This is a genomic window from Halosolutus gelatinilyticus (assembly GCF_023028105.1).
Lineage (GTDB): Archaea > Halobacteriota > Halobacteria > Halobacteriales > Natrialbaceae > Halosolutus > Halosolutus gelatinilyticus.
On the sequence record NZ_CP095491.1, the window covers coordinates 1945882 to 1966555 of the forward strand.

At 63.0% G+C, this 20674-nt stretch carries 17 protein-coding genes, 2 tRNA genes and 1 pseudogene; 9 read left to right on the plus strand and 11 right to left on the minus strand.

All coding sequences use genetic code 11. From position 1 onward, the window contains the following. Positions 1–306: 306 nt before the first annotated feature. Both MUH00_RS09655 and MUH00_RS09660 read left to right on the plus strand, forming a co-directional pair. Positions 307–1398, plus strand: coding sequence for an aminopeptidase (locus MUH00_RS09655; protein ID WP_247003900.1), 1092 nt, complete (start codon positions 307–309; stop codon positions 1396–1398). A gap of 682 nt (positions 1399–2080) precedes the next feature. After that, positions 2081–2695 carry a DUF309 domain-containing protein gene (locus MUH00_RS09660; protein WP_247003902.1) on the plus strand — a complete coding sequence of 205 codons (615 nt, stop codon included), beginning with the start codon at positions 2081–2083 and terminating at the stop codon, positions 2693–2695. Positions 2696–2738: 43 nt separating this feature from the next. On the opposite strand, the gene azf is transcribed toward MUH00_RS09660, so the two are convergent. Then, positions 2739–3482, minus strand: a complete 744-nt coding sequence (azf, locus tag MUH00_RS09665; RefSeq protein WP_247003904.1) for an NAD-dependent glucose-6-phosphate dehydrogenase Azf — start codon at positions 3480–3482, stop codon at positions 2739–2741. Between the two features lie 166 nt (positions 3483–3648). Here azf and MUH00_RS09670 point away from each other — a divergent pair, with 166 nt between their 5' ends. Beyond that, the gene (locus MUH00_RS09670; RefSeq protein WP_247003906.1) at positions 3649–4026 is read left to right on the plus strand and encodes a dihydroneopterin aldolase family protein; all 378 of its coding nucleotides are present in this window, start codon (positions 3649–3651) and stop codon (positions 4024–4026) included. 72 nt (positions 4027–4098) lie between these two features. Here the strand turns inward: MUH00_RS09670 and MUH00_RS09675 are convergent, their stop codons facing one another. Continuing rightward, the gene (locus MUH00_RS09675; protein ID WP_247003908.1) at positions 4099–4251 is read right to left on the minus strand and encodes a twin-arginine translocation signal domain-containing protein; all 153 of its coding nucleotides are present in this window, start codon (positions 4249–4251) and stop codon (positions 4099–4101) included. A 172-nt stretch (positions 4252–4423) separates the two neighbouring features. On the opposite strand from MUH00_RS09675, the gene MUH00_RS09680 reads away from it, so the two are divergent. Beyond that, positions 4424–4900, plus strand: coding sequence for a DUF5790 family protein (locus MUH00_RS09680; RefSeq protein WP_247003910.1), 477 nt, complete (start codon positions 4424–4426; stop codon positions 4898–4900). Positions 4901–5042: 142 nt separating this feature from the next. Here the strand turns inward: MUH00_RS09680 and MUH00_RS09685 are convergent, their stop codons facing one another. Beyond that, positions 5043–5780 (minus strand): creatininase family protein, encoded by a 738-nt coding sequence (locus tag MUH00_RS09685; RefSeq protein ID WP_247003912.1) that lies wholly within the window; start codon positions 5778–5780, stop codon positions 5043–5045. Between the two features lie 252 nt (positions 5781–6032). On the opposite strand from MUH00_RS09685, the pseudogene MUH00_RS09690 reads away from it, so the two are divergent. Together MUH00_RS09690 and MUH00_RS09695 are read left to right on the plus strand one after the other, a co-directional pair. Next, a pseudogene (locus MUH00_RS09690) lies at positions 6033–6410 on the plus strand (phosphatase PAP2 family protein); the annotation flags it as partial. A 477-nt stretch (positions 6411–6887) separates the two neighbouring features. Continuing rightward, the gene (locus tag MUH00_RS09695) at positions 6888–7232 is read left to right on the plus strand and encodes a DUF5789 family protein (RefSeq protein ID WP_247003941.1); all 345 of its coding nucleotides are present in this window, start codon (positions 6888–6890) and stop codon (positions 7230–7232) included. 49 nt (positions 7233–7281) lie between these two features. Here MUH00_RS09695 and MUH00_RS09700 read toward each other — a convergent pair whose 3' ends face one another. Then, positions 7282–9294 carry an ABC transporter ATP-binding protein gene (locus tag MUH00_RS09700; RefSeq protein WP_247003914.1) on the minus strand — a complete coding sequence of 671 codons (2013 nt, stop codon included), beginning with the start codon at positions 9292–9294 and terminating at the stop codon, positions 7282–7284. A 37-nt stretch (positions 9295–9331) separates the two neighbouring features. Continuing rightward, positions 9332–9946: a DUF192 domain-containing protein gene (locus MUH00_RS09705; RefSeq protein ID WP_246997922.1), complete on the minus strand. Its 615-nt coding sequence runs from the start codon at positions 9944–9946 to the stop codon at positions 9332–9334. Between the two features lie 62 nt (positions 9947–10008). Between MUH00_RS09705 and MUH00_RS09710 the strand changes: the two genes are divergently transcribed. Beyond that, positions 10009–10082, plus strand: a tRNA-Val gene (locus MUH00_RS09710). A 367-nt stretch (positions 10083–10449) separates the two neighbouring features. Here MUH00_RS09710 and MUH00_RS09715 read toward each other — a convergent pair. Together MUH00_RS09715 and MUH00_RS09720 are read right to left on the minus strand one after the other, a co-directional pair. Further along, entirely contained in the window at positions 10450–10716 is a 267-nt protein-coding gene (locus tag MUH00_RS09715; protein ID WP_246997924.1) for a hypothetical protein, read from the minus strand. A 376-nt stretch (positions 10717–11092) separates the two neighbouring features. After that, positions 11093–11539, minus strand: coding sequence for a DUF7344 domain-containing protein (locus tag MUH00_RS09720; RefSeq protein ID WP_246997926.1), 447 nt, complete (start codon positions 11537–11539; stop codon positions 11093–11095). A gap of 222 nt (positions 11540–11761) precedes the next feature. Between MUH00_RS09720 and MUH00_RS09725 the strand changes: the two genes are divergently transcribed. Then, positions 11762–11835, plus strand: a tRNA-Phe gene (locus MUH00_RS09725). Between the two features lie 123 nt (positions 11836–11958). Here MUH00_RS09725 and MUH00_RS09730 read toward each other — a convergent pair. Further along, the gene (locus tag MUH00_RS09730; RefSeq protein ID WP_246997928.1) at positions 11959–12129 is read right to left on the minus strand and encodes a hypothetical protein; all 171 of its coding nucleotides are present in this window, start codon (positions 12127–12129) and stop codon (positions 11959–11961) included. A 370-nt stretch (positions 12130–12499) separates the two neighbouring features. Here MUH00_RS09730 and MUH00_RS09735 point away from each other — a divergent pair, with 370 nt between their 5' ends. Then, positions 12500–13423 carry an ADP-ribosylglycohydrolase family protein gene (locus tag MUH00_RS09735; RefSeq protein WP_247003942.1) on the plus strand — a complete coding sequence of 308 codons (924 nt, stop codon included), beginning with the start codon at positions 12500–12502 and terminating at the stop codon, positions 13421–13423. Positions 13424–14103: 680 nt separating this feature from the next. Here MUH00_RS09735 and MUH00_RS09740 read toward each other — a convergent pair. Genes MUH00_RS09740 through MUH00_RS09750 form a run of 3 tightly spaced genes read right to left on the minus strand, consistent with a single transcriptional unit; the run spans position 14104 to position 20503 of the window. Beyond that, complete coding sequence (locus tag MUH00_RS09740; RefSeq protein ID WP_246997929.1) at positions 14104–17559, minus strand: ATP-dependent helicase; 3456 nt, start codon at positions 17557–17559, stop codon at positions 14104–14106. Further along, positions 17556–18458, minus strand: coding sequence for a RecB family exonuclease (locus tag MUH00_RS09745; protein ID WP_246997931.1), 903 nt, complete (start codon positions 18456–18458; stop codon positions 17556–17558). Before MUH00_RS09745 ends, MUH00_RS09740 begins: the two co-directional genes overlap by 4 nt. After that, a complete protein-coding gene (locus MUH00_RS09750; protein WP_246997933.1) occupies positions 18455–20503 on the minus strand; it encodes a PD-(D/E)XK nuclease family protein in 2049 nt (682 codons plus the stop codon). The genes MUH00_RS09745 and MUH00_RS09750 overlap by 4 nt, the downstream gene beginning before the upstream one ends. Between the last annotated feature and the right edge of the window lie 171 nt (positions 20504–20674).

Here is a 20674-nt window from a genome sequence, read left to right on the forward strand (position 1 = left end):
CGGATAGGGTCCTCGGCCTCACCCGCCGCCTTCGCGACCTCCTCCATGAGCGCGGGTCGCTGCTGCTCCGGCTCGTCGTCGACGACGCGGCGCACCTGCTCCAGAACGGACACGTCGGGCTTCGGTGGCGGTCGGGAGAAGCGCGGCCGAGAGAACGGGCCGAAACGGACGTCTACTACCTGCTCGCCGACGCTCTGCTCTGTGACGCGGCTGACGTATGCGGGGAGCTTCTCGGCGACTTCGAGTGAAGCCGGCGGCGCCGATCGAAACGGGGAGCGTTTTGTGGGTCGCTCGCGAGGTGCGCCCATGGACGAACGCGTACGCGAGCACGCGGAAGTGCTGGTCGACTGGAGCGCGCGGGTCGAAGCGGGCGACGACGTCATCCTCGTCGTCGGTCCCGAGGCGCACGATCTCGCCGTCGCGGTCGCCGAGAAACTCGGCGAGCGCGGTGCGAACCTGCTGACGATGTACGGCTCGGGAGAGATCACGCGCGCGTACCTCCGCACCCACGACGGCGATTTCGACGAGAACCCGGACTTCGAGCGCGCGCTGTACGAGCGGGCCGACGTCGTCCTCTCGATCGGCGGCGGGCGAAACACCAGCGCGATGGCGGACGTTCCGGGCGAGACCCGGCAGGCCTACGACGGCGCCCGAACCGAAATCCACGAGGCCCGCTTCGACACCCGCTGGGTCTCGACGGTCCATCCGACGCGATCGCTCGCCCAGCAGGCGAACATGGCCTACGAGGAGTACCGGGAGTTCGCCTACGACGCCATCCTGCGGGACTGGGAGGCGCTGGCCGAGGAGATGGCGCAGCTCAAGGACCTGCTCGACGACGGCGAGGAGGTGCGACTCGTCGCCGACGGGACCGACCTCCGGATGCGGATCGACGATCGGACCGGGGTCAACAGCGCGGCGTCGGTCGCCTACGGCTCGCACAACCTGCCGAGCGGCGAGGTCTTCACCGCGCCGTACGCCACCGAAGGAGCGGTCACGTTCGACGTCCCCATGACGCTCCGCGGGACGCCGGTCCGGAACGTTCGCCTCGAGTTCGAGGACGGCGAGGTCGTCGACTACGTGGCCGAGCAGGGCGAGTCCGTCATCGGAGCGATCCTCGACACCGACGAGGGCGCTCGCCGCCTGGGCGAACTCGGGATCGGCATGAATCGTGGAATCGATCGATACACCGACAACATCCTCTTCGACGAGAAGATGGGCGACACGGTTCACCTCGCTGTCGGGCGAGCGTACGACGCGTGTCTCCCCGAGGGCGAGACGGGCAACGAGTCGGCGGTTCACACCGACATGATCCTCGACGTCAGCGAGGACGCTCGCCTCGAGATCGACGACAAAGTCGTCCAGCGAAACGGCCGGTTCCGGTGGGAAGACGGGTTCTGATCGGAACGAAACCGACTGTTCGTTCGTCGGTTCTCACTGTGAGCTGCGTCGCGCGGGACGGAGTTCTCGTGGACGTGCTACACCGGTTCCGGCGCGAGGAGGGCAATCGATCGTCGCACTCGCACTGGAGCTCCTCGTCCCGATCCCGAAGAGCTGCTGTTTCGCAAGGGGCTCGCGGTACTCATCGACAGTATCGGCCCCATCGGGTATCTCTTCGTCTCGTCGATCGCCGCGTCCATCTGCTCGTCCTCGCCGTTGTGGGGACCGAAACGATCGGAGCGCGATCGATCCGGGCATCGAGCCCGTTCTTCGGGGGATCGATCGTCCGTTTCCAGGCGATTCTGGACGCGGTGGCACGGTCCGAACGCGCCGCCCGTGGCACTCGAGCCGTCGTCTCGAAGGTCCGCGGTTAGAGACCGCCGTCCCGGAATAAACGGGTCGTTACCCGCGTTAGCTCCGATTTTCGATCGGACCAGTCTATCGAAGTGACTGTATAATAATAGGCTATCTCGCCCTCCGTTCGTGTACCGCCGTGACCGGTGGCGGCGAATAACCGGTCCGAGGCGATTCGCTGCTCATCGCCTCGTTCCCCGCTCGGCAGTTGTCTGCCCGCCCGGCCGGAGGCGGTACATATCCGGCGATCACCGTTTCCCTTTATCCCCGTCGACCCGAAACGACGACCATGCGCGATCGGCTTCGGGCAGGTATCGCCATCTATAACGAGGGGTACTACCACGCCGCCCACGACGCCTGGGAGGATCGCTGGCTCGACCTCGAGTCCGGGACCGACGACGAACGGCTCCTCCACGGACTGATCCAGTTCACCGCCGCCGTCTACCACGCCCGCAATCGCAACTGGACGGGAGCGATCGGCCTCGCGAACAGCGGGCTGGACTACCTCGACGGCCTTCCCGACGGCTACCGCGACGTTCGACTCCAACCGGTCCGATCGTACCTCGCGATTCTCGCGTCCGATCCCGAGATCATCGAACGGCGCCCGCCGGTCCCGATCGATCACGAGACCGATACGCCCGGCCTCGCCGATCTCGAATTCGAACCGACGACGATCGCCGCGATCGTCCTCGCCGAGGAGCTGGGCTTCGACGAGGAACCGATCGAACGGGCGCGGACCTACGCGGAGACGGATCTCGCGGCGGGTGAAGACGACAGCCAATTCATCTCACTGCTGTTCGATTTCGTTCGCGAAGCGGAGCACCGTGGAATCGTCTCCCAGCGGCTGAGCGAACACGTCGAACGACGGCGGACCCGCGAGTCGGACGTCGAGGGGCTCTTCTAACAGCTCGCGGCGTTCACACGGATCGTCGACGTGCCGGACGGCCTCACTCGTGGTGGGCGGAGTTGTCCTGCGGGTCGTAACCGAGCACCTCGCGCGCTCGATCGATCGAGTAGTACTTGCGATCGTTGTCGGAGATGCCGTAGACGATCTCGTAGCCGTAGTCGGCGCGGATGCAGCGATCGAAGAGGTGGGCACAGTCGCGGTAGGAGAGCCACATCGCCTGTCCGCGCTCGTAGTCGATCGGCGGGTGGCCCTTGGTGAGGTTCCCGATACGAACGCAGACAACGGAGAGTCCGTGCTCGTCGTGGTAATATCGGCCGAGCGATTCGCCGGCGGCCTTCGAGACGCCGTAGAGGTTGCCGGGGCGCGGCAACTCGGTGCCGTCGAGCAGGTAGTCGTGGTCCGGCCGGTACATGTCGGGCGTGCGCTCGTCGGTCTCGTAGGCGCCGACGGCGTGGTTCGACGAGGCGAAGACGACCTTCTCGACGCCGGCCTCGACGGCGGCCTCGAAGACGGTCTGGGTGCCGTCGATGTTGTTCGTCAGCACGCTGTCCCACGGCGCCTCGGGGCGCGGATCGCCCGCGAGGTGGATTACGACGTCGGCGCCCTCCATCGCTTCTCGGACGGCGTTTTCGTTGGTGACGTCCGCGACGACGAACTCGCCCGGGTGATCGTCCGTCGGCGGGTCGCGATCCATCAATCGCCACTCGTGCTCGTCGGCGAGACCACCGAGGATCGCTTCCCCGACACGCCCCGCAGCCCCCGTGAGCAAGACCGACTGTGCCATTCGTTCGGGGGGACGGCAAGCGTCGATAAGTAACGTGCGATTCCGCGGCGGTACGGTCGTCGCTCTCACGGCGCGGGCCCATCGCCAGTGGGTCCGATCCTGCGTTCGCGCTCGGATCGCGGCCCGTATCGGAACCCCCTTCCCGCCGTCGCGCGTGTGCTCGCCTATGGGTACCGACGCGACCCCGACCGACGCCGAAGCGGCCTGTTTCGAGGCCGGCATCAAGTTCGGCTCGCTGTACCACCAGTTCGCCGGCGCGCCGATCTCACCCGATAGCGCCCCGAGTCTCGCCCGCGCCATGGAGGAGTCGATCGAGAACCAGCCCCACTGCACCGCGGTAACCGTCGACGTCGACACCGAGGCGTTGGCGTCGGCGGTCGCGTCCTCGAGCGCCGACTACACCGAACTGACGGGGCGGTTCCTCGAGGTCGAGATCGTGATCGACTACGAGGATCGGGAGGTCGTCGCGCGCATGGAGATGGAGGACGGCTACCCGCTGATGCGACTCGCGTCCGTTCGAGACGTTCGTCGGGACGGGGCCTGACGGGCGCCCGAAACCGACTCCCCGTTCGCGTTTCGTCCCGCCGCCAGGCGTCGATCGAGGCGGTCGGCTGCCCTACTCGTTCGCGCGCTCGCTCGCCACCGCTGTCTGGACTCCGAAGTCATACCCGCCGCCGTCATCGTCGCCGTCGTCTTCCGGGCCGCTACAACCGGCGAGAGCCGCCGTTGCGATCGCCGTGGACGCGACGAGGAATCGCCTCCGATCCATAGTGGCATTTGGTAACGCACTACGATAAACGTCCGGCGAACCGGCTCCTCCGGTCTCGACGACGTTCCTTTCGAAACGCCGCTGTCGTTCGACCGATACCGATCCGCTTCCGACCGATTTCACTTTCACTTTCGGGCTACCTTTTAACCTCGGCCCCCGTGAAGGTAATATCATGAGTCAAGCGACGCTCGGCGACGACGATGAACTGTTCGGCGAAGCAGCCTCCGAGATGCGCGAGGATGTCGAATCCTCGCTCGCAGACGCGTGGGCGGAACTCCCGGCTGCGGACGATGTCTGGGAAACCGACGCGGACAACGTTCTCGGCGCTCTCAACGGCCTGAAAACATCGCTCGAGGTCGGCGACGCCGAGGCCCACCTCCGGGACGCCAAGAAGTGGTTCACGATGGGCCAGCGGGCCGACGCCTTCGACGACGCCGACGATCTCGAAGCCGAGCTCGCGGACCTCGAAGATGCGATCGAGGACGTCGCCGAGGCCAGCGAGCAGGTTGCCGATCTGACGTCGACGATCCCGGCGCTCCGGAGCGCGCTCGAAAACGCCGGTCCCGCAGACGAGGCAGACGAGGAAGACGAGGAGGCGGAGGACGCCGACGCAGATGCCGACGAGGCGGAAGAAGCGGAAGCGGAGTAACTCCCGCTCGTCCCGACTCGCGCAGGTTACCGGCGCTCGTCCCCCGTCGATTGATGCTCGATCGCGTCACTAGCGGCGATAGCTGTGCCGGTCGGTCGACTCGCCGCTTTCGCGACCCGATCGCCGGTCGACCACTGCGCGGCTACCGCCGATCGGGTCGCGAGACGTCTCGCTCGGCGACCGCGTCGAGGAGCCGAACCAGCGCGTCCGCCGCGAGGTCGAGCAGCTCCTCGCCCCGTCGCTCGTCGCCGTCGGCCGGATCGCCGACGACGCCGTTCTCCGTGAACTCCGCCGCATCGTAGGCCAGGTTGACGTAACTCGTCCACTCGCCCCAGCCGTCGGCTCGCCCCGCTCGCGCATCCGCCACGCGGTCTTCGCGGACGATGTCGGGGTCGACGTGGCGCAGTAGCGCGGTCTCGAGCGGGCCGCCGTGGCCCATCTCGGCCGAGTGGTCGCCGACGGCCTCGAACCACGTGAACGGGACCGCGTAGGCCTCGCCCGACCGGGTGAGTCGACCGCCGACCTCGCGCAGGGCGTCGACGTTCCCGCCGTGCCCGTTCACGAGCACGACCCGATCGAGACCGTGGTGGGCGAGGCTCGCGACCGCCTCGCGGACGTAGCGCCGGAACGTCTCCGCGGAAACCCACATCGTCCCGGGGAACTGGCGGTGTTCCTCGGCGACGCCGATCGGGATCGCCGGCGCGCGGACGACTTCGCGATCGGTTCGATCGACGGCCGCGTCGGCGACCGCCTCGGCGGCGATCACGTCGGTCCCGAGCGGAGCGTGGGGGCCGTGCTGTTCCGTGCTGCCGACGGGGACCACCGCGAGATCGGTCTCGACGTCGCGTACCTCGGTCCACGTCGCGTCGGAGAGGTTCATGCACGAGTACTCCAACCCGGCGATCATGAAACCCGCGGTGGCGAGTCGTCCTCGAGCCGCGATCGCGGCGCACCCTGCGTGTTCGTGCAGGCTCGTTATTCCACATCCCGTGGAACGACGCGTGTGTATCGCGATGGGAGCCTGCTCGAAGGGATCCGGGCACCCGTTCCGGAGTGGTTCGCGGTGGTCGCCGCGATCGTGACACAGTTAGGCGACGTCTGGTTCGTTTTGCTGCTCGGATTCGGCGCGGCGGTGGCGACCGCGCGTCGATTTCGCGGCGACGCGACCGCGCTCGGTCGACCGCGCGGGCCGTGGCACCTCGGCGTCATCCTCGGCGGAATACTGCTGACGACCGCCCTGAAGTACTACTTCGAGTTGCCTCGACCCGACGTGGCGACGATCGAACCCGGGTTCCTCCCGACGTGGGTCGCTTCCACTTACGGATCGGTCGCGACGGCGAGCGGCTACGGTTTCCCGAGCGGGCACGCGGTCGCCGCGACCGTCGCTTACGGCCTGTTCGCCCTGTCGATCGATCGCGGGACGCGACGGCTCCGGGTCGCGGTCGCCGGCCTCGTCGTCGCCGCCGTCTCGCTCACTCGGCTCGTCCTCGGCGTCCACTACCCGCTCGACGTCGTCGCGGGGATCGCCATCGGCGGCTGCTACCTCGCCGCGACGTGGTGGTTGCTCGCTCGTTCGCCGGTCGATCGGACGATCACCGCATTCGCGATCGTGCTGGGGCTGACCGTCCCAGCGGTGGCCGGCAACAGCCCGATCGAGCGGGTCGCGCTGATCGCCGCGCTCGCGGGCGGCGTCCTCGCGACCTGGCCGCTCGGCGCTTCGAGAGCGGGGCTCGATATCGGGTCGGCGGCCGCCGATCGCGCTCGCTCGGGAGCGACGATCGTCGGGGCCGCCACCGTCGTCGCGGTCGTCGCCGTCGCGGCTCAACCGGAATTGGTCGTCTCGGCGGCACTCCTCGGTGCGCTGGCGGCCCTCCCGTCGATCCTCGTCGCACGACGGGCGAGCGACGGTCGACGCATCGATCGTCGCCCGACGGCCACGGCGAACGCAGGCCGAATCCGTATCCGGCGCGGTGACGATGCTAGTCATATGCCCGACGACAGTCGCGAACTCGGCGTCGAACTCGGCGACGTGCAGGACGATCTCAAGAACGAGGACTATCCGATCAGCCACGACGACCTCATCGACGAGTACGGCGACCAAACCGTCGAGATGAGCGGAGAAACGACGACGCTGGGAGAACTCATCGGGCCGCTCGGCGAGGACGAGTACGCCGACTACGGCGAAGTCGAGAGCGCGATCATGAACATGGTCGGCGACGAGGCGATCGGACGGAAAAACTACAGCGACCGGACGCCGCCGGCCTCCGGCGAGCAGCGACAGGACGAGGGCGCTCCCGGACAGGAGGGCCAGCAGGAACAGGAATCGTTCTGAGCGCGGACGGCGCTCGTTTCGATCGATTGTTTTGGCGGGCTGTGGACACTCAGTCGTCGTCACCGACGTCCGCGTCGATTTCCGTACGCGCCTGTCGCCGCTGCGCCCGTTCGATGAACTCCTGTGGGAGTTCGTCGATCTCGCCCGCCTGGACGCCCCAGAGGTGGGAGTAGAGCCCGCCGTTCGCCAGCAGTTCGTCGTGCGTGCCGCGCTCGACGATTTCGCCGCCCTCGAGAACGAGGATGGTATCTGCGTCCTTGATCGTCGATAGCCGGTGAGCGATCGCGAACGTCGTCCGATCGGCCGCGAGGTCGTCGATCGAGCGCTGGATGAGCATCTCGGTCTCGGTGTCGACGTCGCTGGTCGCCTCGTCCAGTACGAGAACCTCGGGATCCTTGAGGATCGCGCGGGCGATCGAGATGCGCTGGCGCTGTCCGCCCGAGAGCTTGACGCCGCGTTCGCCGACCTCGGTGTCGTACCCCTCCGGAAGGTTCTCGATGAACTCGTGGGCTTCGGCCATCTTCGCGGCCTCGATCACCTCCTCGCGGTCGGCGTCGAAGCTCCCGTACCTGATGTTCTCCTCGACGGTGCCGTAGAAGAGAAACGTATCCTGGCCCACGTAGCCGATCGCCTGCCGGAGACTCGGCAGCGTCACGTCCCGGATATCCTGTCCGTCGATCCGGATCGCGCCCTCGTCGACGTCGTACAGCCGCAACAGAAGCTTCAGTACCGTCGACTTTCCGGCGCCCGTGGGGCCGACGAGCGCGAGCGTCTCGCCGCCCTCGACGGTGACGTCGATCCCCTCGACGATCACCTCCGTCTCGTCTCCCGAGTCGCGTTGCTCCTCGGTCGATTGATCCGAGGCGCCACGCGACTCGCTGTCGTAGCTGAAGGTGACGTCGTCGTACTCGACGCGACCCGCCGTGATCTCGAGGTCGGCCGCGTCGGGACCCTCCGCGATCCGGGCCGGTTCGTCCATCAGCCCGAACGTCCGGGCGCTCGACGCGCGGGCGCGCTGGTACATGTTGACGATCTGCCCGAACTGGGCCATCGGCCAGATGAACCGCTGGGTGAGCAGGATGAACGTGACGAACTCGCCGAGCACCAGCGGCTCGGTGAAGATCCACGGCGCCTGTCCTTCGGCCGAAAGCACCCACAGCCCGCCGATGAGAAACGTGGCGACGAAGCCGATCCCCGCGAGGACCCGCAGTCCGGGGAAGAACTTGATCCGGGTCTCGATGGCGTCCCAGTTGGCGTCGAAGTAGTCCCTGGAGACGTCCTCGACGCGATCGGATTCGTAGGATTCCGTGTTGCTCGACTTGATGACCGTGATCCCGCCGAGATTGTTCTCCAGCCGGGAGTTGACCCTGCCGACCGTCGACCGCACCTCGGCGTACTTCGGCTGGATGATCCTGATGAAGTAGTACGTAAAGAGCGCGATCAACGGCACGGGCAGCAGCGCCACGAGCGCGAGCTGCCAGTTGTAGTAAAAGAGGACGCCGGCGATGCCGACGACCATGACGACCAGCCGGAACAGAGAGTTCATCCCGTCGTTGAGAAAGCGCTCCAGCCGGTTGACGTCGTTCGAGAGGATCGACATCATCTCGCCGGTCTGCTTGTCGGCAAAGAAGTCCATGTTCAGCCGCTGCATCTTGTCGTACGTGTCGGTGCGGATGTCGTGCTGGATGTTCTGCGCGAAAGCGTTGAACCCCCAGTTTCGCACCCAGTGGAACAGCGCGGCGCCGAAGAACGCGCCCGCGATCAGGCCGACGGTAAGGAGGAGTTGCCCCTCCTCGTTCCCGGGAATGTACTCCGTCGGGACGAACCAGATGTCAGTGAACTCCTTCCCGTTCTCCGCCTTGAAGATCGCGTCGACGGCGAAGCCGAGCAGGATCGGCGGGACGAGATCCAACAAGCGTGCGAAGATACTCGCGACGATACCGACGGTCGCCGGACCCAGGTAGTTTCGCCCGTACTCGAAAAACAGCCGCTTCATCGGGTTCTCGACCTGCTCGCGCTGCTCCTCGAACGGATCGTCCTCGTCCCAGTCGACGCCGCTCATTATCCTCGCTTCAGAGGTCCCCGCCAATAAGGGTTTGCTACGAACCGAAATACGGCCGCGCCGCGATCGATCGAGAGTCGACGGCGACCGCCGAATCGCCGGTCGTCGCCTCCGCTTGCGCGTCCCCTTCGACGATCGTTCCGATCGCCATCTCGTTCGAGTCGAGGTCGATCTCGACCTCGTCGCCCGCCTCGATACCGGTCTCGTTGGCGTAGCCTCGCGGCACTTCGAGGACCCACTTTCCGCGGCCGGGGTACCGGAGGTCGTTACCGTCCTCGCCCTCTTCCGGCGCCCGGGCGTGATGGATCGTGGTGATCTCCCCGTCGGCGTCAATGAAGACGATGTCGATGTCGAAGTCCATCTTCCGCATGACGTAGGTGTGTTCCGCCTCCTCGTCGTGGACGAACAGCATCCCGGTGCCGTTCTCGAGGGAGTCGTGATCGCTCAACCCGGTGTACCGTTCCCGCGCGGTGTCCGCGACTTCGACCTCGACGACCGCTTTGGGCTCGTCGTCTTCGTCACCGGTGACGCGGACCTCGCCCTCGTCCGCGGTCCACGGCGCGGCGAGGACGTCGAATTCGACGAGCCCGACGAGGACGATCGACACGACGGCGATCGCGAGGAGTCCCTTCCAGACGCGGGGGGCGACCATGATCGTCACCTGCCACCCGAGAAAGTAAAGGTTATTCGGACGGAGCCTCTCCTGTCGGTTGCGGGCTCGTGGTCTAGTTGGTCATGACGCGGCCTTTACAAGGCCGAGGTCGGTGGTTCGAACCCGCCCGAGCCCATTTCTCTGGCGAACAACGGTGAGCCAGAGAAATGTATACGAGGGGGGTTCTAATCAGGGAGCAGCGTTGCTGCGACCGTGGTTCGAACCCGCCCGAGCCCATTTCTGTCGCGAGCAACTCCGCGAGCGCCAGGACTGTACGTGAGGGCGGTTCGAACGAGAGAAGTCGCAGCGCGAACGGAGTGAGCGATCGCCTTCGCGTGGTTCGAACCCACCCGAGTCCCTGCGGTTCGGCATCGTCGATACGATCGCTAGAACGAGTTCGAACGCCGATCGACGCGATCGCGCTAGCGCCGGAGTGCGCGCGAATCGACCGTTCAATTCGGCGGCGTCCGCGACCGATCCGGCGGCGTCAGATCGACTGCGAGTCAGTCATCGTCGTCCGTCCGGCCTCGGTCGCTCGATCGGCGATCGGTTCGAAAGGTGATCGTCACGCCGCGGTCGAACTCGATTTCGCTCAGTTCGACGCCGAAGGCGACGAGCAGGAGGACGGTAGCGCACACGAACACGGTCGTCGGCTGGCCGTCCATCCAAACGACGAACGCCGCGAAGGCGACCGTCAGGAGGGCAAAGAGCGTGCGCGTGATCGCGTTCCATCCATCGATCGGGGTGGTGTCGGTGTCGGTCGAATCCATGTGTTTCTCGAAGTGTCGAACGGTCGGTGGCTCGGTTCGAAGGCGGTGTGGGGTCCGCGGGCAACGGCCGGTTATGGCTCGAGCGGCTGCAATCGCCGTCGCGGACGGGACTCGATCGTATGTCGTCTCGTCTGAAAACTCCGGCCGCCCGGTTTCCGAAATTACCGATGATCGATACGAGGACGAATTCGCGCGCATTAGTGCCGCTCGAACGGGAATTTCGCTTCCGGTTGCGTTGCCGAAACCGGTCGCTCCGGGGTGTCGGAATCGCGGTCAATTCCGGCCGGGTTCGGCGAGGCGATCCTCGATCGACGGTGCACGCAGTCGAGTATTGTATTGCGGAGAAGGGGCGGGGACCGATGCGAGCCTCGAGACGTCAGTGTTTGAGCCGCGCGACGTTCTCTCGGATCTGGCCGAGAAGCCCTTCGTCGGACTCGGCCTCGAGCGCGGCGTGGAGCGTCGAGTTCTCCGGTTCGTCCTTGACGACGATGCGCAGATACGGCTCGAGTTGCTTGAAGTTGTCTGCGAGTACGACGGTGTGGTTCTCTTCGTCGTGGTCGACGACGCCCGCATCGGCCAGTTTCGGCACATGGCACTGGACCGAGGAAACGTACACGCTTTTGTACTCGTTTTTCGCGACCTCGTCCGGCGGGACGTCGTGTTCCCAGCCGGCGACCTGCTCGGCGACCTTCGAGAGCTCGATCGGGCCGTCCTGGCCGCGAAGGGCGTAGAGGAGGTACCGCCGGCGGCGGTTGGCGAGGAGCTCCAGGATGGTGTCGGCAGAGAGTTCAGTCTCTCCCTGGCTCGAGGTAAGGGCTTCCATAACATGATGTTACCCTCCGGCGCGGAAAAGCGTGTCTTGAATATCCGAAATTCCAACAGTCGGGGTCAGGGGGACCCAACTGCGATCGTATCCTCGCCATTACTGTTCCAGCGGCGGACTACTCGATCGCACGCCGACCTTGCGGCCGTCGCGTCATCCTGCTGTCGTCCGGCGATCGCGATTCGAAATCCTTTTTTATATCATGCCCGGAGATGAAGGTGAGCCGCCTTAGCTCAGACTGGGAGAGCACTCGACTGAAGATCGAGCTGTCCCCGGTTCAAATCCGGGAGGCGGCATTATACTCACAGTTCAAATGCCTGCGGAGCTGTGTGCGTAGCAATCACGATTCTGTGGAGGCCACAGATTCCTTCTGAATCAATAGAATATCCGACTCCTCTACACAGGCTTCAGATCCATCCTTAGATTTCTTGTCCTATATTTTCGAAGACACCGTGCCATCGCCCGGGCATATCGTCGGTGTCGTACGCGCCCTCATTTGCCAATCTCAGGAACCGGATTGCTTCGTTGTCGGTGAGGTTGTCCAGATCAAGGTCAGCTACTACTCGTTCGCGCGCGTCTTTGGTGCTCATCACCCGCTCACGTTGGATAGCTGAATGAAAATGGAACCAGAACATGAAGCTCCCTTCCGATGGAATTGTTGGCGGGTGCCCGGGATTAAGTCGGTCGGAGATAACCGGGAGTGCTGAGAGTGTTGGGAGGGCCGTCAGGAACGAACGTCGGAACATGTGTCGACACGCACCTATGGTCATAAAAATCCTCTTCCGAGCAGCGCAGATGGGACTGCACAAGCCGACGAACCGAGATCAACGGTAGGAGGTCCGAAGAACCAGTAAGAACAATCGTTTGAAGGCGAAACGGAGGGGCGAATGTTGCGACGGTTCCACTCCTTCAGCGGATTATAGAACAGGGACTAAATTTCGTCGTTGCAATTTAGGAGCCATGGTTACTTCAGAGGTGGCTACTGGCGTTTTGCTTGGTCTCGCCTGTGGCGATGCCTTGGGTCGTCCCGTGGAATTCCGCTCCGCAGGGGAGATCGCTGATCAGCATGGAACCGTGACGGAGATGCTCGGACATGGCACGCACAGGCAACCCGCGGGAACCGTCACTGACGACACCGACCTCGCGCTGTGCATCGCACGGAGCCTCGTTGAGCAGGGAGGCTTCAACGGGAATGATATCGCCGATCGATTCCACGAGTGGCACGAGGGCGATCCGTTCGACATCGGGCTGATGACCGCCGATGCCATCCGCGAGTACGCGAACGGAACATCCTGGCGAGACGCCGGACGCGAGGTCTGGCAACACCGCGCCGAAGGATCGAACGCCGGCAACGGCAGCGTGATGCGGTGTGCACCGCACGCGATTGCCTTCGCCGATGACTCCGACGCGCTCGTGCAGGTGAGTCGGCTGTCCTCGGCGATTACGCACTACGATCCGCGATGTACCTACGGGTGCACCGTGCTGAATTGTACGATCGCCGGGTACCTTCGGGGCGACGACGATCCGCTTACGGACGCACTCGACCGCGTCGAACGAGACGCGCCGGACGAACTCGTCGAGACGCTGCGACTGATACCGGATCACGTCGATGAGAGCCAGTTACCAAACAGCGGCTACGTTGTCCACACGCTACAGACGGCGCTGTACGACGCGCTGACAGCCGACAGTGCGGAGGACGCCATCGTGACCGCAGTCAACCGTGGCGGCGACACAGACACTATCGGGGCCGTCACGGGCGCGCTCGCCGGCGCACGCTTCGGGAGCGAATCACTTCCTGACCGGTGGCTCACCACCATCGACTCTCGTGAGGATCTCGAACTCCTTGCGCAAGCACTGGCAACGACAGATATCGACCCGTCGTGACCGCCGCTCAACATTCACAGCATAGAGTCAATCCGGCAGAGCCTAACTTCCGGGATCCAACAGAGTACGGTGCGGAGGACAATGATTTCGCTCGGAACGGTATCTCTTAGCCGATCGATCCATAATCAATTTCCGCCGGGTGGCGATAGCTATTGGGCGTTTACCATATCGACTTGTACTGGGACACGGGGGGTGTCCGCAATTATCTGGCGTATTAGGCCCTAATACCAGCGTATTTTGGAGGTGGAGGTGATTATTCACACACCACTTCATCAGTCCAGATCTTGCACCCCTGTCGAATTATCCTCACCGAAGTCGGCTCCTTCTGATCGGGTCGGTTCGCGCTGCCGTTCATCGTAGGCTTCGTGCCATTTCTCGATCACGGGCCGGCTTCCAGCCCCATGAGGCGTGCGTCGCTGTCGAACCTGTATCAACGCTGGCGTGTTCATCGCATCCCCTGAGACGACTGCTTGCCCAGGCTAACCCTGACAGCTCTCGGAGAACATCCTCGCCGTCGGCTTCGACGGATTTCTTAATCGCGTCCTGGTCGTTCGGGTTCTGAATCTGCATCGAAATCTGCGTCCCACACTGCGATAGTACGTCCTGATCAATCTTCGATGGCTGTTGACTGATAATCCCGAGCCCGAACCCGAACTTGCGGCCTTCAGACACAATCTATACTACTCTTCGAATCCAGGCCCGACGGTGAATGATTCTGGTGCGCAGGGGAGTTGGTTGTGCTGACACCATTGACAGTGTTCGCCCGCAGTGTACTGACTGAACGAGAACTCCGCAATACGGTTCATCGACTTCGTCACGCCGTCCCTGATCGCTTCGAGGTCGTCATCGCTGAATGTTCGGGATTCGACCTTTGGCCCGATGTCACCGACATAGGCGTATCCCGCGCGTGCAACAGGCTCATCGTAAAGGTCACGGCACGCTAAGAGGTAGATTGGGAGTTGCTTGTCGTCCTGTAGGTCGCGGTGGCGTTCGGTCGCCTTGTAGTCGATGACGACCAGTTCGTCGTCAGACGTCCGGTAGACGGCGTCAATGTAGCCGACGAGTTCGTGCCCATCGATTTCGAGTTCGAACTCTCGCTCTGCGTCGATGATCTCGTAACTGTGGAGATTCAACTCGAAGTACCGGTCAATGCACTGTTTTGCCGCCGGGAGCGCGTCGTCAGCGCGGCGCTGACTGGCGAGTCGCTCGCAGATTTCGTACCACTCCTCACTGCGTTCCACATTTTGATTCGCAGCTTGCTCCGCGGTGTCGTGGAACAATAACCCGATTGTACGTTGCGACACGCCATCCCCGGCGTCGCTTGTGGTCTCCTGGTAATCGGGGAACGCATTGATCACGTACTCCAAGTAGTGACTCCGCGGGCATTCTTCGTAGGCCGCCAGCGACGTGTAGCTGTGAGAGAGCGATGGCGAAGGTGTTGACGGGCCAGTCAGCGACGCAACCTGGAGTATCTCCCGCTCGGCTCTTGGTGAGAGATTCCCGTCGAGAGTGGCCGTTGCAAGGTTTAGTACGCGGTCGCGCGCAACCCTAACCGCGAGCTCTTCCCCATCGTGCCTGACGGTACCACCGACATTTCCGACATTATCGCTGGCCAGCGAGTTAGTCCAGTCAACTGCCTCATCCGAGAGACACTCTTGAACATCCGTCCAGAGCGGGAGATGTCCTCGCTCTGGCTGCCATGGGATTCGAGATGGGAGAATTTCATCAACAATCTCTGAAACGGAGTCCTCGTCCTCAGCATCGTCGTCTTCCTCGCTGCCACCCTGCAGGACGAGGATGTCTTCGGCACGCGTGATCCCGACGTGGAACACACGGCGGGTCTCACGGGCATCACGCTCGATGAAATCCTCGGCGAACGCTGCTTCCGCGTCATCCGAGAGGCTGGTTTCGAGCGCGTCGTACGTACGTGAACTCGGGGCCCACTCGTCGGCCGTGACTTGCGGGATGAGGACGACCGGGAAGTCTAGGCCCTTGCTCTTGTGGATAGTCATCACGTTGACCGCGTCGTCGGCGACGTCCGGCTGACTCGTTGGGGAAGAGCCACTCTCGTCGAACAGGGAGTCGTAGTGTTCAAGCGAGTCGATGAACTCCGGGGTGAGCGGCGGTTGGACGGCGCTGTCCCCGTACTGTTCGATGACGTCCTCCAGCTGGGCGAGGTCTCGGCGCTCCTGTTCGCTGAGATACCACTCGATGTTTGTGAGTTCTGTGAGTTCGCGGTACAGATGACTGAGTGACGCAGAGTCGCGGAGTTCGAGTAGTTCCGTGGCGTGCTCGCGGGCTTCTGCGACGCGGTTAGGCTCCTCAAACTCGTCGAGCGGTGTCTCCCGGAGCGTATCCACGAGCGGGTCGTCGCCTGTATTAAGCGTGCGGAGGTCTGCGTCGCACAGACGGTACCGCATCAGGAGGACGCGATTCCAGCTCACCTCATCTTCCGGCCGTGCAAGCGCCTTCAGGTAGGCAGTGACGGTTCCGACGCCGACTGATTCCGTGGCCAAATCCCCAGCAACCTGGTACGGAATGCCAGCGTCTTCGAATTCCTCGATGACAGGTGTCGCGTGGGCGTTCTTCCGAACGAGTAACGCGATGTCGCCTGGATCGTACGCCTCATCGAGATTTTCTGCTGCACCGCTCAGTAAATTCTGTACGACGGTACGAAGTTGGGGTGCATCGTCCGAGTCGTCGTCTTCGTCCGGGAGTTCGATGGTAGCGACGGTGTCCCCGTCGTACGCGGGTTCGTCGACGCGAGTGAGTGTCTTGTGCCGTTCACGGTGGTCGAGTTTCTGAATTGCCTCGTTCGCCAGGTTGAGAATCGGCTGTCGGGAGCGGAAGTTCTCCTCCAGCGGTTCGTCCGTGAGCGCCGCGAAGGCTCGGTCGAGTTCGTCGGTAATGTTGGCGACGTTCGCGCCGCGCCATTCGTAGATCGCCTGATCGTCGTCCCCGACGACGAACAGATTATCGTCGGTGACGAGTGACGTGACGAGGTCGAACTGGAGGCGATCCGTGTCTTGGAACTCGTCGCAGAACACGTAGTCCCACCGCTCGGCGATTTCCTCGCCAACCGGAGAGTCCATCAGCGCAGCTGTCTCGACTACCAGGCCGTCGAAGTCGATGAGATTGCGCTCGTCCAGTTCTCGCTCGTACGCAGCGTACCCTGCGGTGAGATCTCGGGCAGTAAGACAGTCGGAAACGAACGAGTCGAGATGATCCGTGAGTTCGAGGTCCAGATCGTCCGGGATCCCTTTCGGGGCACCGCTTGCATACCCTCTGAACAGGTACTTCGGGAGTTTGTACGCGTTGTCTGGCAGGTCACGCTCGCCATCTTCGTGGGCCTCGAACGCGGTTTCAAGCGCATCACACAGATCGACGAGCCGGCCGAGGAAGTCCCGGGCGCTAGCTTCGATCCCGATCGTTCCCAATGCGTCGCGTTCCGCGGTGAGTTCATCGCGCACATCGGGAAGTGAGTTCAGCACGCTTGACACGGAACGGCCGCCGAGATGGTCGTTGGCAATCGTTTCGATGCGCTCCGGGAGGTCGGCGAGATCGTAGACGCGGTCGGCGGGCCCGAGGAACGCGTCGATGTCGTCTGGCGAGATGCCGCTACGCTTCATCGACCCGATGAAGTTGAGCAGCTTCGACGCGGCTCCGAACGCGTATCCGTCGCTGCCGTACACGTTGGGTTTGACTGACCGGTACTCAATGTCGTCGAGAACATCCAGCACAATAGCGTACTTCTCGGCGTCCGTGGCAACCTCGAAGTCCGGATCGATCCCGGCTTCATAGGCGTAGTCGGTGAGGATCTCGTTGCAGATCGAGTGGTACGTGTACGCGTCGATGTCGTACCCCGCTGTCCCGAGTTTTGCGTTGAGTTTCTCGCGCATCGAGTCCGCCGCGTTGTTCGTGAACGTCAACGCGAGAATCCGGTCCGGCGAGACGTCTTCCTCGTCGATGAGGTGCTCGATCTTCCGCACCATCGTGAACGTCTTGCCCGTGCCTGCGCCTGCGAGGACACGCATCGGGTACGCGTCTGAGTCGATAATTGACTCCTGTTGGGGCTCCGGTGAGACATCTGCTTCTGGCACCGGAAACCAGGACGGGTACTCGGCCTCGTCGCTCATCGTTGCACCTCCGTGGACAGTCGGTCAGCACACATTTCTCGATAGTCGCAGTCCGGGCACGCCTCCTCAGTGATAAGGTCGAGCAAGTCCGGTTCGTACGTCTCACCCGTGATGCCATCGTGGGCGTCCCGGATGAGCGCCCAGATCGTGTCGTAGTGGTCCTCGTATATTTCCGTGGTTTCCCGAGGCCAGCCACGCGCGGACACGTCGTATCCGCTTGGGGTGCTCTCGAACGACGTGCTGTTGAGGATCCCGTAGAAACTGAACCGGACCTCCATCCCGTCCTCGTAGAACGGTTCGTTCTTCACGCCTTCGACGTATGTCGCTGTCTGGAACGCGTTCCGGACCCGCTTCGGTTCGTGGGCCTCCCCGTCGAGATGGTCGCCAAGGTACTCGGCCGTCCCCGACGAAAGAACCCCGTTCGTGTTCCGCTTGTAGTCGAAAATGTGGAGCCCGTCGTCAGTCCGGACGACGTTGTCAGCTTTCCCGTGGAGTTCTCGACCATCCACTTCGCACTCCACCCAACATTCCGTATCGACGGAGTAGCGAGCGTGCTCGATCCCATCACCGCCTTCCGGATCGAAGAACGACGTGATGGCAGCGCGGTTCTCAGCTCGCTGGTACTCTTGATGCGCAGCAGATTCGTAGTCGTCCGGAGTACTGTGTTCGTCCCACTTCGCATCGAAGACCTGCATCGCCCGGTTGTGTATTGTCTCCGGGCCGTCATCGCGGTCAGTCGCATTACACACCTCTTCGATAGTCTCGTGGTAGATCGTTCCTTGGTTGAGATACAGTTCTGTACGGTCCGGCGCGTTCACGTCCTGAGCGTAGCGGTAGTCGTACAGGCGCGGACACGTCGCGTAGTTCGCTAACCGCGACGGGGAGAGCGACGAACTCATCGCCGCACCTCCCCGTTAGCAAATTCGACACGTGCACGCAACGCTTCCCGGAGCTCGTCCCCTCGGGAGCCGCTCTGTTCGAGTAGGTCCTGAATCTCACCGAGTTCCGCTTCGACCTCGTCGAGCGACACCGTCACGTCCTGACTGTTCGCGCGGCGCACTTCCGCGAGTGCGTCGTCAACCCGCGACAGCAGGTACTTCTCCGCCGCTTGCTCACTCGTAATGTGTGGCTCATCGGCCTCGGTCACCCACGGAAGATCCTCATACGCCGCTGTGAGGAACCGCGACGCCTGCGCACGCTCTTCGAGCGCCGTGTCTTCGTACTCGTAGAGACAACAGTATAGTCGCTCCGCCGCCGCACTCGCACCGACAGCCAACCGTCGCCGCGCGTGCTCCGTGTGGTACTGCGCGAACGGTCGTCCTGACGCTGTCGACATCGTCGGGAATGTCGCATCCACATCCGATCTATCGAGTTCAGTGACGCCAGGGTAGTCCGGCATTGACGCAACTCGCTCGGTTGGGAACAACCGTGTCAAGAACGGGTCACCTGGATACTCACTGTCGACGAGATTCACGAGAAACACCGCGCGGAAGGACTCGTTCTTAATCGCTTGCAAGTGATCAACGCGGACGCCGCCGTTGAGATCCGTCGCACTCGTCTGGTTTTGTTGCGGTGCGTACTCGTGGGCGCGTTCGAGCATCTCCTTGAAAGACTCCCACGTGGCATCCACGAATTCCGTATCTTCGAGGAACTCGGCCATGCGGAACGCCCGCCGGACGTTCCCGAACTGCGCCCGTGCATCCAACGGGGCCGCCCGCTCCGCAATCCGCTCTTTTAGCCCGGAGTCTGTCGCCCACCAGCGGATCGCGTCTTCGAGGCTGTCCGTCTCGTTGACACGGTCTAAGCGCTCTGTATCGAGTTCTGGGCCGTGGTCTGGTACATCATCTTCGTCAACGGCGAGATACCGAACGGCCGCGAGGAGTTCCCGAATCGCGGGATCGTCACCGAACCCGGTGACGGTTGTCGATTCCGTTGGAATCCCGGTGCCTTCGAGCGCTTCGATAATGTCCGTAACAGCACTGCCGCTTTGCTTCGTGGCGACAGCGATGTCGTCGTACCTCCAGCCCGACTGCGCGACGATCTCTTCGATTTCGTTGGCAATCTCGGCGAGTTGTTCGTCACTGGAGTCTGTAGCGAGAACGGAGACCGACCCGGCTCCCGAATCTTCCGGGACTGTTTCTTCGGCGAAATAGGATGCCGTCGCAGCAGGTCGCGTCGACGGTGTCCCCGATACCCCACGCCGGGACTCGCTGAACGAGACGTAGTCCGTGACTGGCCCTGCCTCAACCCACGTACGTCGTACACTCGCGTTCTCTTCGGTGATACAAACGAGCTCACAGTCCCCTGCGAGCGCGTCGAGATACGCGCGATCGAGCGGGAAGAACTCCTCAAACTCGACCGCGAGCACCGTATCGAAATCGACGACCTCGTCATGGGCATCCCCGGTGAGGACATCGAGCGCTTCCGAGATGAGTTGTCCGCGTTCCATGTGGCCGTGCTCGGCCAGCCACTCGTGGAACGCGTCAAGCGCAGCCGTGATATCACGGAGTTCTGGGGTTTCCCCGGGCGTGACCGTCTGCCAAGAGATTGTATCCATCAAGGCGTCGACGTCCTCGATGAACGACGGCTGTTCAGACGCCCGTCGGAGGTACTCCGTTTCCCACTCGTAGTCTGCGAGGAATCGGTGGAGGAGTTCTCGCCGTAGCGCGTCGGAGAGAATGACGCGGTCATCGGTCTGATTGAGGACATCGGTCGCGTGCACGACGAGCGACGTTACGTACGGCGTCGCCGCGCCCGGCAGTTCCGCACCTAACGTCTCACGGAACGTGTCCGTACTTGTTGGCGACCCTGTTAGAACGAGAATATCATCGGGGTCTTCGGAAGCAAGGATATCACGGTACTGCTCGGCTATAGCTGACTGAACGTTCTCGGTTCCAAATGGAACAGTTAGTAGTGTCCCGTCGAAGGACGAACGCCGAGTCACACTGACCTCCGCCAGAAATGTGACCTAATCGCTTGGGAAAAGATTGTAATGTCCTCGTATGGATCCATTACAAACTGGGACATACCCTGCTACCAAAAAACTAGTACAATCAGGTGACAGTCAACATATAGCGCCAACGTGCCCCCATATATGTCAGAAACGAATCAGCGT